This window comes from Pseudoalteromonas sp. MIP2626 (assembly GCF_013414205.1).
Classification (GTDB): Bacteria; Pseudomonadota; Gammaproteobacteria; order Enterobacterales; family Alteromonadaceae; genus Pseudoalteromonas; species Pseudoalteromonas nigrifaciens.
Genome location: NZ_JAATTW010000003.1, coordinates 123,450 through 137,071, shown reverse-complemented (window position 1 = coordinate 137,071; position 13,622 = coordinate 123,450). Strand labels below are relative to the sequence as shown.

15 protein-coding genes and 1 riboswitch are annotated in these 13,622 nt (G+C 40.6%); of the genes, 5 read left to right on the top strand and 10 right to left on the bottom strand.

Annotation, left to right across the window (positions count from 1 at the left end):
• The first annotated feature begins 6 nt into the window (after positions 1 to 6).
• Entirely contained in the window at positions 7 to 279 is a 273-nt protein-coding gene (locus HC000_RS03420; RefSeq protein WP_011329203.1) for an HPr family phosphocarrier protein, read from the top strand.
• A 147-nt stretch (positions 280 to 426) separates the two neighbouring features.
• A complete protein-coding gene (gene mgtE / locus HC000_RS03415) occupies positions 427 to 1,785 on the top strand; it encodes a magnesium transporter (protein ID WP_011329204.1) in 1,359 nt (452 codons plus the stop codon).
• 87 nt (positions 1,786 to 1,872) lie between these two features.
• Here mgtE and HC000_RS03410 read toward each other — a convergent pair whose 3' ends face one another.
• Positions 1,873 to 2,829 (bottom strand): mechanosensitive ion channel family protein, encoded by a 957-nt coding sequence (locus HC000_RS03410; protein ID WP_179806969.1) that lies wholly within the window; start codon positions 2,827 to 2,829, stop codon positions 1,873 to 1,875.
• 132 nt (positions 2,830 to 2,961) lie between these two features.
• Positions 2,962 to 3,741, bottom strand: coding sequence for a peroxide stress protein YaaA (yaaA, locus tag HC000_RS03405; RefSeq protein ID WP_011329206.1), 780 nt, complete (start codon positions 3,739 to 3,741; stop codon positions 2,962 to 2,964).
• Between the two features lie 231 nt (positions 3,742 to 3,972).
• Between yaaA and tal the strand changes: the two genes are divergently transcribed.
• Both tal and HC000_RS03395 read left to right on the top strand, forming a co-directional pair.
• Positions 3,973 to 4,923, top strand: coding sequence for a transaldolase (gene tal / locus HC000_RS03400; RefSeq protein WP_179806968.1), 951 nt, complete (start codon positions 3,973 to 3,975; stop codon positions 4,921 to 4,923).
• Positions 4,924 to 5,192: 269 nt separating this feature from the next.
• Positions 5,193 to 5,372, top strand: a complete 180-nt coding sequence (locus tag HC000_RS03395; protein WP_011329208.1) for a DUF3545 family protein — start codon at positions 5,193 to 5,195, stop codon at positions 5,370 to 5,372.
• Positions 5,373 to 5,429: 57 nt separating this feature from the next.
• Here the strand turns inward: HC000_RS03395 and ung are convergent, their stop codons facing one another.
• The 8 genes from ung to HC000_RS03355 all read right to left on the bottom strand — a co-directional run bounded on the left by ung (position 5,430) and on the right by HC000_RS03355 (position 13,092).
• The gene (gene ung, locus HC000_RS03390) at positions 5,430 to 6,092 is read right to left on the bottom strand and encodes a uracil-DNA glycosylase (RefSeq protein ID WP_179806967.1); all 663 of its coding nucleotides are present in this window, start codon (positions 6,090 to 6,092) and stop codon (positions 5,430 to 5,432) included.
• Positions 6,089 to 6,964: a cobalamin-binding protein gene (locus tag HC000_RS03385; RefSeq protein ID WP_179806966.1), complete on the bottom strand. Its 876-nt coding sequence runs from the start codon at positions 6,962 to 6,964 to the stop codon at positions 6,089 to 6,091. The genes ung and HC000_RS03385 overlap by 4 nt, the downstream gene beginning before the upstream one ends.
• Entirely contained in the window at positions 6,964 to 7,563 is a 600-nt protein-coding gene (gene cobO / locus HC000_RS03380) for a cob(I)yrinic acid a,c-diamide adenosyltransferase (RefSeq protein ID WP_011329211.1), read from the bottom strand. The genes HC000_RS03385 and cobO overlap by 1 nt, the downstream gene beginning before the upstream one ends.
• Positions 7,547 to 9,037 (bottom strand): cobyric acid synthase, encoded by a 1,491-nt coding sequence (locus HC000_RS03375; protein ID WP_179806965.1) that lies wholly within the window; start codon positions 9,035 to 9,037, stop codon positions 7,547 to 7,549. Before HC000_RS03375 ends, cobO begins: the two co-directional genes overlap by 17 nt.
• 9 nt (positions 9,038 to 9,046) lie before the next feature.
• Positions 9,047 to 10,048, bottom strand: a complete 1,002-nt coding sequence (locus HC000_RS03370; protein WP_011329213.1) for an iron ABC transporter permease — start codon at positions 10,046 to 10,048, stop codon at positions 9,047 to 9,049.
• Between the two features lies 1 nt (position 10,049).
• Complete coding sequence (locus HC000_RS03365; RefSeq protein ID WP_179806964.1) at positions 10,050 to 10,862, bottom strand: ABC transporter ATP-binding protein; 813 nt, start codon at positions 10,860 to 10,862, stop codon at positions 10,050 to 10,052.
• Positions 10,863 to 10,940: 78 nt separating this feature from the next.
• Positions 10,941 to 11,082: riboswitch (cobalamin riboswitch) on the bottom strand.
• A 45-nt stretch (positions 11,083 to 11,127) separates the two neighbouring features.
• The gene (locus HC000_RS03360; RefSeq protein ID WP_179806963.1) at positions 11,128 to 12,066 is read right to left on the bottom strand and encodes a porin; all 939 of its coding nucleotides are present in this window, start codon (positions 12,064 to 12,066) and stop codon (positions 11,128 to 11,130) included.
• Positions 12,067 to 12,228: 162 nt separating this feature from the next.
• Complete coding sequence (locus tag HC000_RS03355; RefSeq protein WP_011329216.1) at positions 12,229 to 13,092, bottom strand: LysR family transcriptional regulator; 864 nt, start codon at positions 13,090 to 13,092, stop codon at positions 12,229 to 12,231.
• A gap of 90 nt (positions 13,093 to 13,182) precedes the next feature.
• Here HC000_RS03355 and HC000_RS03350 point away from each other — a divergent pair, with 90 nt between their 5' ends.
• On the top strand, positions 13,183 to 13,557 hold the full coding sequence (locus HC000_RS03350) for a DUF413 domain-containing protein (protein WP_011329217.1): 375 nt from the start codon (positions 13,183 to 13,185) through the stop codon (positions 13,555 to 13,557).
• Positions 13,558 to 13,622: the final 65 nt, after the last annotated feature.

The following is a 13,622-nucleotide window of genomic DNA, read 5'->3' as shown; positions in this document are numbered from 1 at the left end:
TATCTTATGCGCTTAGAAAATACATTTTTAATAAAAAACAAGCTAGGCCTGCATGCTAGAGCTGCTACCGTATTAGCACAATTAGCGGTACAATTTGACGCATCTATTACCTTATTTCAAGATGAAAAAGAAGCCGCTGGCGATAGCGTACTGGCTTTAATGTTACTAGAAAGTAGCCAAGGTAAAGAAGTAAAAGTAGTGTGCGAAGGACCCGATGCAGAGCATGCTTTACATGCCGTTGGCCAATTAATAGCGCAGCGCTTTAACGAACAAGAATAGTAGGCACTTTATTTAAACCAAGTAAACGAGCTAAAATATAGGGTTAGTGAAACCTTAAGCTAGTTTGGCTAAAAAAAGTAAGATAAACTGAACGAAGTTAATGACTAACTTCTTCCCTAACGTTATAAAAATAAATTAAGGACGCCAATGCCCGAAACTTTCGAACAAGACTACCCACTACAACAATTACAACAAGTGACCAAGTCACTCAATAGTGGTCAGTTTGTTCAAGTTAGGCGCATGCTGGCAAAAACAGCTCCTTGTGATACCGCACTTTTACTAGAATCATCACCACATAAAGTTCGCCGCCTGCTCTGGCAATTAGTTGATCCAGATGTACAAGGTGATGTCCTTGAAGAACTCTCTGAAGATGTACGTTTAGGCATTATTGCCCAAATGGAACCTAAGCACATTGCTGCTGCCACTGAAGACATGGGCCACGATGACTTAGGTGAAGTACTGCGAAGCCTGCCTGACACGGTTTATAAAGACGTAGTTAGCGCCATGGACATTCAAGATAGAGAACGTGCTACGCAAGCACTCTCCTATCAGGAACGCTCTGCTGGCGCGCTGATGAACACAGATACAGTAACCATTCGCCCTGATGTAACCCTAGATGTGGTACTGCGTTACATTCGTCTGCGCGGCGAACTCCCTGAGGGTACCGACGACCTTTACGTTGTCGATAAGCATAACTGTTTTTTAGGCGCTTTATCGTTAAGTACCTTACTAACCAATTCGCCCGAAAAAATTGTTCACGACCTAATGGATGAAGACTGTGAGTCTATTCCTATTTCGATGGATGAAAGCGAAGTGGCGCAGTTATTTGAACGTCATAACTGGATATCAGCCCCAGTAGTTGACGACAACGCCCAGCTACTTGGCCGTGTTACTATCGATGACATTGTTGATGTAATTCGTGAAGACGCAGAGCATCACTTATTAGGTTTAGCGGGTCTTGATGATGAAGAAGATACCTTTGCACCGGTTTTAAAAAGCTCAAAAAAACGCTCTGTTTGGCTAGGTGTTAACTTATTAACGGCTCTGGCAGCCGCTTTTGTTGCCAGTTTTTTTGAAGGCACTTTAGCAATACTGCCTATTTTAGCCGTGCTTAACGGCATTGTCCCCTCAATGGGTGGGGTGGCCGGTAGCCAGTCATTAACCTTGGTTATTCGTGGTATAGCAGTGGGTCATATTAACCAAACTAACCAACGTTTTGTAATGATAAAAGAGCTCGCCATTGGTGCATTAAACGGTATTTTATGGGCTGTTTTAATTGCCAGTGTTATAGCCCTATGGCAATGGGACTTAATGCTTGGCGCGGTACTGGCGTTTGCAATGTTTATGAACTTAGTTGTTGCGGGTGTGGCGGGTGCGTGTATTCCTATAATACTTAAACGTATGAAAATAGACCCTGCACTTGCTGGCAGTGTAATACTCACTACAGTAACCGATATAGTAGGTATATTTGCCTTTTTAGGCACCGCAACTTGGTTGCTGGTTTAATAAATAAACCAGCGCACATTACTGTGTAAATACGCGCTGGTTAAAAGTAACTTTTACGCAATATAATTTAACCAGCGTTCAGGTTATCTAGTCTTCTTTATTGATTGTAGAGCCATCGACTCCTTCTTGCTTTGACGATTGTGTATTTACTTTATTACTTATTATTGCATCGAGGTTTTCGCCACCTTTAACCCCAAAATCTAAACTGCGTATTGGGAATGGAATACGAATATCAGCCTCATTTAGTGCTTGCTGTACTGCCACAACACCTTTGTGGCGTACTGTCATAAAGTCTGGCTCACCAGGGTATTTAATCCAAAACCACAATAATAAATTAATACTACTGTCGCCAAAACTCTCTGCGTATACGGCCGTTTCATCTTGGCGTATTACAAACTCAAATTGATTAATTTTATCCACAATAACGTTTGCGGCTTTTTCTATGTCTTCTGTTAATGAAATTCTTACCGGCACTTCTATGCGTCTAACGCCTAGCGTGCTGTAGTTTCGCAATACATTTCTAAATAGTATTTTATTAGGCACTAGTATTTGCTGCCCATAAAAGCTCTCTATTAGTGTATTACGCAGGTTTATTGAATGCACAGAGCCAAACACATCATCAGTTTTTATTACATCACCTGGTTTAAATGGCTTACGAATACCCATAGCAATACCTGCTATTAAGTTTTCGGTCATATCTTGAAATGCAAAACCAATCGCTAAACCAACAATACCGGCACCAGCTAGTAATGACGTTACCGTGCCTTTTAAGCCCATAAAATCCAGTGCTATAAACACTCCTACACTTAATATCAGCACTTTAAATATAGAAGCCATTAAATCAGCTATCTGTTTTGAATCGAGGGAGCGGCGTAATAAATTTTTCATTAAGTTACCGGCAAAGCGAGCCAGCATAGAAAATAGAATGACAATAATAACTGCCACAATAAAATTAGGAATATGGCTTATAACGACATCAAACCACCCTCCGAGCTTTTCTTCGATAAGTTTTTCGGCGTCGCTAATTGAGGGAATACTAAACATGTAACTTGCACCTATTGATTTATAATGTGATTAGAATCAATCTTGAATTCGCATATCAATTGCAAGTATAGCGCCAGTATTAAAAAAGCCATGCTGTGCATGGCTTTTATAGATTAGGTAAAGGTTTAAGTTTTAGCTTTGTTCATCGCGTAAAAATACTGGCTCAAGCTCTTTCACACTTGCTTCGGCGCTAAAGTAATAACCCGCTACTGTAAACTCTTTAAGCTGGCTTAGCTGAGTTACTTTATTTTCGATGAGGTAACGCGCCATCATGCCTCGTGCTTTTTTAGCGTAAAAACTAATTACTTTATATTGACCATTTTTACAGTCTTTAAAGTGTGGAGTAATTATTTGTGCATTAAGGGCTTTTTTATCAACCGCTTTAAAGTACTCGTTTGAAGCAAGGTTAACTAAGTATTGGGCGTCCTCGGCTTTTAATACCTCGTTAAGTTTATTGGCAATTACACTGCCCCAAAACTCATACAGGTTTTTACCACGACTGTTTTCAAGCTTGGTGCCCATTTCAAGGCGATACGCTTGCATTAAATCAAGCGGCTTTAAAAGCCCATATAAGCCCGATAATATGCGTAGGTGGCTTTGTGCGTAATCAAGCTGATTAGCCGTTAGCGTGCTAGCATCTAAACCACCATATACATCGCCATTAAAGGCCAGTACCGCTTGTTTAGCATTTTCTGTGGTAAATGGCTGTGCCCACTCACTAAAGCGAGCAGCGTTAAGCCCTGAGAGCTTATCGCTAATTTTCATCAGGCTGCCAATTTGCGCAGGGGTTAGTTCACGGCATACTTGCATCAGTGCTTCGCTGTGCTCAAGTAATTCCGGTTGAGTGAACTTATCGGTTGCAGGTGGCGTGGTGTAATCAAGATTTTTTGCAGGTGAAATAACAGTGATCATAGTTAGCTATTGACTTGTAATTTATTTAATGTCAATTTCAACATTAAATGAAACGAAAAGCACGTTTTGTTTAATATTAAACAGACTGATCCTACCTTAATAATTCATACATAACCGTTTTTATATTGATAAGGACATAAGACCTATCAAGCATTACTTCGCTGTTGCAGTATGGTGTAATATTAAAGTAGTTTAGATTTTCTTTTAACTTGCTTGGAATGAGGAAAGCAAATGACTAACGCGCTACAAAGGCTAAAACAACATTCATCAATCGTGGCCGACACGGGTGATATTGAAGCAATTAAAAAGCATCAACCAGAAGACGCAACGACCAATCCGTCATTGCTATTAAAAGCGAGCGAAATTGAAGCCTATAAGCCTTATTTAAATAAAGCATGGAGCTACGCCAAAGAAACCGAGCAAGATCCAGCTAAGCAACTAGCGCTAGCATGCGACTACTTTGCGGTATTATTAGGTAAAGAAATTAGCGCTATTGTACCTGGTTATATTTCTACTGAGGTAGATGCACGTCTTTCGTTTGATACCCAAGCAACTATTGATAAAGCGCACACGCTACTTAGTCTTTACGAAAAAGAAGGCGTAAGCAAAGATAAAATCTTAATTAAAGTAGCCTCTACTTGGGAAGGCATTAAAGCCGCTGAACAACTAGAAAAAGAAGGTACTAAATGTAACCTTACTTTATTGTTTAGTGATGCCCAAGCACGTGCTTGCGCCGATGCTAACGTATTTTTAATCTCGCCATTTGTTGGTCGTATTTTAGATTGGCATGTTGCTAACGGTATGGAAAAACCGACCGACCCACTGCAAGATCCTGGGGTACAATCGGTACGCAGCATTTTTGAATTTTATAAACGCCACGACTACAAAACGGTAGTTATGGGTGCAAGTTTTCGTAATACCGGCGAAATTATTGCCCTTACTGGTTGCGATAAGCTAACTATTAGCCCTAATCTTTTAGAAGAGTTGGGTAACCTTGAAGATGCACCAGAATACTTACTAGCAAAAGATGTTGCGCAGCAGCCAAAACCGGCACCGCTTAACGAAGCTCAATTTCGTTGGTTGCATAACCAAGATGCTATGGCGACTGAAAAGTTAGCTGAAGGTATTCGCTCTTTTGCTGATGCTCAAGAGCAATTAGAAGCACGCTTTAAAGCCATGTAATTGGCTCAAACGCTTGTATAAAAACGTCGCAGTTGCGACGTTTTTTTATGCCGGTAATTTATATGCAAAAAACTTATAAACCCATCATAAAGTAAAGCTTCATCAACAAATCACACTTTAGTAACATAAATGTCACTTTTATATTCTATTTTAGCTAGGCCTATGGTTTAGGTATTCGCGAAGTTAATACCTATACCATTAAATTAGTGAGCAGTTATAGCTTAGTTTTTAATAAGACTGGTATCAAATGCAGTCTAAAGGAGATATTCATGGATAGCCTAAGCAATATAATAGAAGGTCCTGAAACAAAAAAGGAAGCTTCTCAAAAAAATAAAAAAAGAAGATGGCGCGAAATCGAAGCAATACAAGAAAAGTATCGTTTACGCAAAGAACTACAGGAGTTGGACTACTTTACAGACAGCATAGCCGTTAATGAGCTCGACTTTTAAACGACTAACTAAAAAGGCCCGCATTACTGTGCGGGCCTTTGGTTTTAAAAGTTAAAATTATACTTGCCAATTAATCGGCGTTTTACCTTGAGATTGTAATAACGCATTCGCGTCTGAAAAATGCCTACAACCAAAAAAACCTCGATGAGCAGACAGTGGCGATGGGTGCGGCCCTGCTAAAATATGCTGGCGTGCGCTATCAATTCCCTTACCTTTTTTTTGTGCATGAGCCCCCCACAAAATAAATATTACTCCTTCACAATGGGTGTTTATATGCGCAATAACCTTATCGGTAAATTGCTCCCACCCTAAGTGTTTATGCGAATGGGCTTGGCCTTGCTCTACCGTAAGTACTGTATTGAGTAAAAACACTCCCTGCTCTGCCCAGCTTTGCAAGTAACCATGGGTAGGAATAACAAAATCGTTTATATCGCTAGCCAGCTCTTTATAAATATTTTTAAGCGAAGGTGGTAGCTTTTTAACCTCAGGTAATACTGAAAAACACAAACCATGCGCTTGGCCTTCACCGTGGTAAGGATCTTGCCCTAAAATAACAACGCGTATATCACTAAGCGGTGTTGCAGTAAATGCGCTAAACACTTGATCTTTTGGAGGATAAACAGCAACACCTTCACTGCGGCGCTTAGCAACGTAGTCGAGTGTTTGCTGCATATATGCTTGCTGTAATTCTTGCTTTAAAAATGCAGTCCAATCGCTCATTGTATGCTCTTTATTTGTTGACGTGATACGTCTATTTTATCACACATATCGGCCAGCCCATCTAGCATACGCGCTGAAAAACGATGTAGTAAGTCGGCATTTACAGATAAAAACTGCTTATTTTTTACTGCGGGTATTTCTGGCCATTGCTGCCAATTAATAGTAGGTTGCGGTGTTGCTGATTTTTCATCCGGAATAATTATAATTTGCGGCTTAGCCACAATCACATTTTCTATGCTTATTTGTGGATAGTCGGTGCGGCTATTTGCAAATACATTGGTTACTTGGCAAGTGGCTATTAACTCACTTATTCCGGTATTTTTCGACACTGTCATCATCGGCTCAGACCAGAGTTGATAAAAGCCAGTGAGTTTACTTTTACCCTGTTGCTTGGCTTTAATGGCTGCAAGTTTAGCATTAAAAGCTTTTACCACTTGCTCGCTTTGTTTAATGTTACCGGTAAGTTTTCCTAGCATAAGCAACTCATCGGCAATACCTGTAATTGTCGTTGGATCAGTTAAATAAAGCTTAATACCTAAGCGCTCTATTTGTGCTAAATCATCGCTTTGATTACCACTTTTCCACGCAATCACTATATCGGGCTTAAGTACTAAAAGCTTTTCGATTGAAATACCATAGTAACCGCCAATACGAGTAATACTTTTTGCCGCTGCTGGGTAGTCGGCGTAATCAACTGTGCCAACAATATTATCTCCCGCGCCTATTGCATACAGGTTTTCTACTATGTGCGGAGCCAGTGCCACAATACGCAGCGCTTTAGCTGACTGTATTTTATCAATTTGTACCTTGTTGGCCTGCGCATGCTGGGATAAACAGAGTAACAATAGGCCAACAACAAGCTGTTTAAACATTAGTAATCAAAACCTTGCAGAGCTTTAACACCTGCATCAAATGCATGTTTTACATTACGCACTTCGCTTACTGTGTCAGCCAGTTCTATTAATTTACGATGGGCTGCGCGGCCGGTAATAATAACCGACTGCATTGGCGGTCTGTTGCCAATCGCCTCTAGCACTTCATCTACATCAATATACCCATAGGTTACCATGTAGGTAAGCTCATCGAGCAGCACTACATCTAGGCTTGCATCGCTAAGCAGTCGCTTTGATTCTTGCCAAGCAGCTTGCGCGGCTGCGGTATCGCTCTCTTTGTCTTGGGTATTCCATGTAAAGCCTGTGCCCATTACCACAAACTCCACACCCACACCCTGTAACAAGTTACGCTCTCCGCATTCCCAAGTGCCTTTTATGTACTGACACACAGCGGCTTTTTTTCCATGGCCAACACAACGTGCTACCACACCAAATCCTGAGGTCGACTTACCTTTGCCATTACCAGTTATAACTTGAAAAATACCTTTTTCTTGTTGCGCTGCAGCTATTCGTGCATCAACTTGATCTTTTAATTTTTGTTGGCGTTGCTGATGTTTATCTTTACTTTGTTCGCTCATGATTATGCCCTTCATAAATTTTAATAATGTGTGCAATATTTAAATGCGTTTCACACATGGCAGCTAAACGCTCTAGTTGCTGCTCACGGTGCTGGTTAATATTAACCGGATTAATAACTGTATCGGCTTTGAGCCACTTTAATATTTGCAATGTGGCACTCGCTTGATCAAATAAGCCATGTAAATAAGTACCCGCTATGGCGTTATCATCACTAATAAACCCATCGGCTGTAAAGCCATTTGGGTGTTCATTAAAGCTTAAAAATGGTTTATTAAGTGCTTCACCTTGGCTAATGCCTGCATGAATTTCGTAGCCACTACAAAGTGTTTGCTGGTTATTTAATTGCATAGTCGCGGTTACATTACTCAATATTTTTTGTGCTGTAAGTGTGCTGGTAAAATCACTTAACGCTAGCCCCGGCATATGCTGTAATGATGACTCAACACCTAGGGGATCATTAATACTATTGCCAAGCATTTGCATACCACCACAAATACCGAGCACTTTACCACCATAACGTAAATGGCGTTTTATTTGTGTATCCCAACCTTCATTTTTTAAAAAGGCTAAATCACTTAATACGTTTTTACTCCCCGGTAAAATGATCAAATCAACATCGGGGATCGCTTGTGTATGCGCTACATAATTAATATTTATATTGGGATGTAAGCGCAGTGCATCAAAGTCAGTATGGTTGCTAATGTGCGGCACAAGCAGCACGGCAATATTAACGCTGGCATTAGTTAGCGTATTATCAATAGCAATTGCATCCTCAGCATCTAATGCAAGGTCGTGTAAATACGGCAATACGCCTAACACCGGTTTACTTGTGTACTGTTCCAGCCAATCAAGTCCACTTTGTAATAAGCTTATATCGCCTCTAAAACGATTTATTACAAAGCCTTTTACCCGCGCTTGCTCCGACTCACTCAACAATGCCAAAGTACCCACTAAATGAGCAAACACACCGCCTTTATCTATATCGGCAATTATAATTACGGGGCAGTCAACGGCTTCGGCGTAGCCCATATTAGCAATGTCGTTGGCTCTGAGGTTTATTTCGGCTGGGCTGCCCGCCCCTTCCACCAGCAATAAATCAAAACGTTTTGCTAAACGGTTATGCGACGTGAGTACTGCATCCATAGCTACTTTTTTATAATCGTGATACGCCCCAGCTTCCATATTACTTATGGCTTTACCATGAATAATAACCTGCGCGCCAGTATCGCTATTTGGCTTAAGTAATATGGGATTAAAGTCAGTTTCAGGGGCTACCTTTGCCGCTATAGCTTGCAGTGCTTGAGCACGACCTATTTCACCACCATCATCTGTAACTGCACTATTTAATGCCATATTTTGTGGCTTAAATGGCGCTACATTTAGCCCTCTATTAGCAAATACTCTACACAGCGCCGCAACCAGTGTACTTTTACCCGCATCGGATGTGGTGCCTTGCACCATTAACGTTTTCATTTTATAGCCCTACACCTGGCGCTTACGAAAATACAATAAGCTTAAAAAGAACACGCTACCAATAGCTGCAGTAATAACCCCAACGGGTAACTCTTGATTAGTTAATAACGTGCGTGCTAGCACATCAACCCAAACCATAAAAGTACCGCCCACCAAACTCGTTACCAGTAAGCCTGATAAGCTACCTTGGGAGATAAAAAAGCGCACTATATGCGGCACCATTAATCCTACAAAGCCAATTCCGCCACACATAGCCACTAACACTGCCGTTATCAGCGAACTTAAAACTAGCATCAATATTCTAAAGCGATGTACCCGCACACCCAGTGTTATAGCACTTTCATCGCCGAGCAGCATGGCATTAAGTTGGCGCCTAAAACTAAGCATTGTAAATGTACACAATACAATAACCACAAAAGGTAACCACAGCGTTGCCCACTGCGCTCGTGCAAAACTGCCGAGCGTCCAAAATAAAATAGCCGCAACTGCCTGAGGATCGCTCCAGTAAAGTAATAAACTGGTAAATGCGCTAAATAAAAATGACAAGGCCACACCTGCCAGCAGCATAGATTCTACTTGCCCACTTTGCTGCCGCCCTGCAATCAATATAAGTAAACTCATAGCGACTAAACTGCCAGCCAATGCCGCTGCCGATAATGCAAAGCCCGCACTAATGCCCACAAACGCCATGAGTATAACTACCCCCAAAGACGCCCCAGACGATATCCCAAATAAATAAGGATCTGCTAACGGATTACGCGTCACGGTTTGCAAAATAAGCCCGGCAATGGCTAAACCACTGCCAGCTAAAAATGCCAGTAATGTGCGTGGCATTCTTAATTCAACAATAATTCGAGTGTTAAAGGAGCCCTCTGTTGAGGTGAAAATACTTTTAAATACATCAGTTAATGATGTGTCGGCAGCGCCATAACTCAGCGCCGTAAATAACGTAAATAATGCAGCTAGTACTGTGACTAAAAGTGCTATTGAATGATTGTTAAGCATGCGCATATTATTCATACCTATAAAAGTAAGTAATATGTGGAATAACACCACCTAGTTTAGACATTTGCGGGTGGTGGCTTACTTGTGCACATACACCAAATACATCATTGAGCATGTCCTCGCTGAGCACATCGATGGGAGAGCCTGTATTAACAATTTCGCCGTGATTTATAACCACCAGCTCATCGCACATAGCAGCGGCTAAATTTAAATCATGAAACGATGCAAACACAGTAACGCCAAGCGATTTAGCCAACTCCATTACCTGAATTTGATACTTCACATCTAAGTGGCTGGTTGGCTCATCCATAATTAATAGTTGCGGTTGCTGCACCATAGCCCGAGCAATTAATGCACGTTGTTTTTCTCCTCCCGAAAGCGACTCAAAACGTTGGCTTGCATGATCCTGCAAGCCAACTCGCGCTATAGCTTGGTTTATTTTTTGTGTGTCGGCTGTTGTGGTGGTGCTAAATAATGCTTTATGCGGGGTTAACCCAAGTGCAACCACATCTAATAAAGTTAAATTAAATTGTGATGGGGTTTCTTGTAAAACAACCGCAACCTGCTTTGCGTATTCATGGCTTTTTAACTGCCAAATATCAGTATTATTAAATTTAATTTGCCCTGCAGTGGGCTGATTAAAGCGATACAAACACCGCAGTAAACTAGATTTACCTGCGCCATTGGGGCCAATTAAGCCAACGAACTTACCTTGCTTTATTTGCAAATTAACATTGTTGAGGATAGTTTTACTGCCAATATTCCACGACACGTGATTAACATTTAACAATGGTGTATTTAATGGCGTTTGAGTTTGCAATAGTTAGCCCTAGGCAGGAATGCGCTCACTAACAATGCAACTAACTATGGCTAGTACATAACTTGAAGATGAGTAAACCCGCTCGTTAAAATAGTTTATTTGTATCTGACTTAAAGCGTTATGCTAATTACAGTTGCGGGAACAGTTGAGGAGTTGCACCTCATTCCAAATGAATACTCTATTATGGGCGGCTAAGTAAATAATTTAAAGCAAAAAAAACCGCACTTAACAAAGTACGGCTTAAAAAGGCAGTGCTAAGCACTGCTTAAAATTTATATTCTATACCTACACCTAAGTAGTCTTGGTCAACGTTGTTGTCCATATCGAAATTAGAATAAAAACCAAATAATTTAGTGTTTTTATTTAACTGATGATCAACACCTGACGAAATAGCCGTTTTGTCATCACTGCCTTTAAAATCCATTGCCTGGTACTGCAATTTAAAGGTATTGCTAGCCATAGTGTAAGCCGCACTTAATAAATAACCGTCGGCCTCACTACTGCCATCAACTTTTTCTTGCGTTTGATACATAGCGCCTAATTTAAAATCGGCTACTTTACCTTGTACTGATGCGCGCACTACATCGTAGCCGTTCACTTCGCTATCGGCAGCAATAGCGGCATATATTGCGCTCTTTTTAAGGGCTGCGTCACCATAAGTTACTGCCATTGAATAGCCATTTTTAGCACCTGCTGCATCGCTATCCTCTGCAACAAACGTAGCCAAAAGCTTAAAACCTTGGTAAGAATTAGAGGCATAAGAAACACTACTGCCCATTCTATTTTCACCTTCAAAGGCATTTTTAATGTCGCCTTCAAGGTCGCTAAATAAATCAACTTTACCTTGTGACTGCTTAAGCGCGGTATCGTTACGGCCAATAACAACTTGGCCAAACGCGCCTTTTAAACCTATATACTGATTACGAGCAGAGATATTGTCGTCATTATCACCTTTTGAGTCGGCGTCAGAAACATCAACTTGAAATTCAAACTTATAAACAGCTTCTAAGCCATCAGATATTTTTTCAGACCCTTTTAAGCCCAAACGTGATGAGTTACTTTTAATCTCAGTAAAAGACCCCTCACCATCATCCGACGACTGTAGTGTTACGTTCGCTTTACCGTAAAAATCCACTTCAGCAAGCGCATTAAAAGACAAACCACCTAATAAAGCTACACATAAGCTCGACTTTACAAATTTCATGTTATTTCCTCGATAATCACAACAGACTCGTTTTTAATGCAACAGGAGTTTGGCACTGTTAAATGACAAAAATATTACAGCCGTCATATTTTTACACTTTTAAATTCATAAAAACACATAATAGTTGCAATCAAACGTACATATACAGCAAAACCATTGGCCTTACTCAACGGGTAACTTAGGAGTCATTTGGGTTAATAAATTTACTAATGTTTCTATTAACTCTTTTTGCTCATTGTCTCTGTGATAGGCAACAAATATATCGCGCGAGGTGGTTTCTACGTCTTTCACATGAAATAACTCGCCTTTTTCTAAATGCGCTGCAACAAGTACTTGAGGAATGAATGCACTCCCTCCGCATTGCAATATTAAATCAAGTGCTATACGCCCAGTACTTGTTCTAAAGTAAGGTGGGGTTTTGCCAGTAAACTGGCGAGCATGCCACAGTGAGAATGTCGTGCCCCAGTCAACATATACGTACTGGTTATCAAAAAAGTTATCGTAACTGGCAGTATCAAACGCGCTTACCGGTATAATGGGTAGTTCACAAATTCGCTCAACCACCAGCTCATCAACTTTTGGTGGATCAAATAAAATAGCTAAATCTAAGGTGCGCTCTAATAACAGGCGGGTACTTTCTTGTTGTGCTTTTACCTCAGCCACCAAAGACACACCGGGCATTGCCGATACAATATTAGTAATACCAAACTGTAAAAATGCATCCCAAATGTTTGGTGTACCCGCTAGGCAAATTTGTTTATGCATATTATCGGCAAGTGCCACATCTACTTTTGCTCTTTGCATGCCGGTAATGATCATTTGTGCATGGGGTAATAAACGCTCACCTGGCGCTGTTAGTTGAATATTATTGCGCTGGCGAATAAACAAATTAACACCAAGCCCTTGCTCTAATTGACGAATTCTAAAGCTTACTGCAGACTGCGTGATATAAAGGTTTTCAGCCGCTTTGCCAAAGTGACGAGTGCGTACTACCTCAACAAATGTTTTTAATAAATCGATATCCAATTTTTTATCCTCACGATAAAAATAACTTGTTTAAAATATTTGCAAACTTGCCGCATACTCCAGCAATTACCAAGGTATGAGGGTACAACAATGAGCAATGATATTTCACTACTTCGCCAAGCATTTGTTAGTCAACGTCAGTTTTTTGATGATCAAAATTTCCCACGCGGATTTGGTCGCAGCGGAAACTTTACCTTATTAGAAGCCAGTATATTAGAGCAACACGGTGTTGTTTTAAAAGGCTTACATAATAAAGCCCTAGAGCCACAAAATGAACATCAGCAACAATTTGTCGCTGTTATTAGTGGTGCTTTAGAGCCAACCAATGCAATTGAGCGCGCTTGGGTTAAATACTTAAAGTTAACAACCAGCAAAGCAAAGTTCCATACATTATTTGGCCGCTCAAAAATAGCGACCCCAGCACCAATAAGCCAAGACTATTACGCCGAGTCAGACAGTATGTAATTGCTTTAACTATTTAATTTTTACATTTTAAATAGTTAAACATACACCAAGCCTAGCGCGAGTAC

Excerpts from the sequence above, each read along its gene's own strand:
- cobO (WP_011329211.1), bottom strand. The coding sequence starts at position 7,563 with ATGAGCGAACAAAGTAAAGATAAACATCAGCAACGCCAACAAAAATTA.
- ung (WP_179806967.1), bottom strand. The coding sequence starts at position 6,092 with ATGAGCGATTGGACTGCATTTTTAAAGCAAGAATTACAGCAAGCATAT.
- HC000_RS03395 (WP_011329208.1), top strand. The coding sequence starts at position 5,193 with ATGGATAGCCTAAGCAATATAATAGAAGGTCCTGAAACAAAAAAGGAA.
- HC000_RS03420 (WP_011329203.1), top strand. The coding sequence starts at position 7 with ATGCGCTTAGAAAATACATTTTTAATAAAAAACAAGCTAGGCCTGCAT.
- yaaA (WP_011329206.1), bottom strand. The coding sequence starts at position 3,741 with ATGATCACTGTTATTTCACCTGCAAAAAATCTTGATTACACCACGCCA.
- HC000_RS03350 (WP_011329217.1), top strand. The coding sequence starts at position 13,183 with ATGAGCAATGATATTTCACTACTTCGCCAAGCATTTGTTAGTCAACGT.
- HC000_RS03370 (WP_011329213.1), bottom strand. The coding sequence starts at position 10,048 with ATGCGCATGCTTAACAATCATTCAATAGCACTTTTAGTCACAGTACTA.
- mgtE (WP_011329204.1), top strand. The coding sequence starts at position 427 with ATGCCCGAAACTTTCGAACAAGACTACCCACTACAACAATTACAACAA.
- HC000_RS03360 (WP_179806963.1), bottom strand. The coding sequence starts at position 12,066 with ATGAAATTTGTAAAGTCGAGCTTATGTGTAGCTTTATTAGGTGGTTTG.
- HC000_RS03410 (WP_179806969.1), bottom strand. The coding sequence starts at position 2,829 with ATGTTTAGTATTCCCTCAATTAGCGACGCCGAAAAACTTATCGAAGAA.
- HC000_RS03385 (WP_179806966.1), bottom strand. The coding sequence starts at position 6,964 with ATGTTTAAACAGCTTGTTGTTGGCCTATTGTTACTCTGTTTATCCCAG.
- tal (WP_179806968.1), top strand. The coding sequence starts at position 3,973 with ATGACTAACGCGCTACAAAGGCTAAAACAACATTCATCAATCGTGGCC.
- HC000_RS03375 (WP_179806965.1), bottom strand. The coding sequence starts at position 9,037 with ATGAAAACGTTAATGGTGCAAGGCACCACATCCGATGCGGGTAAAAGT.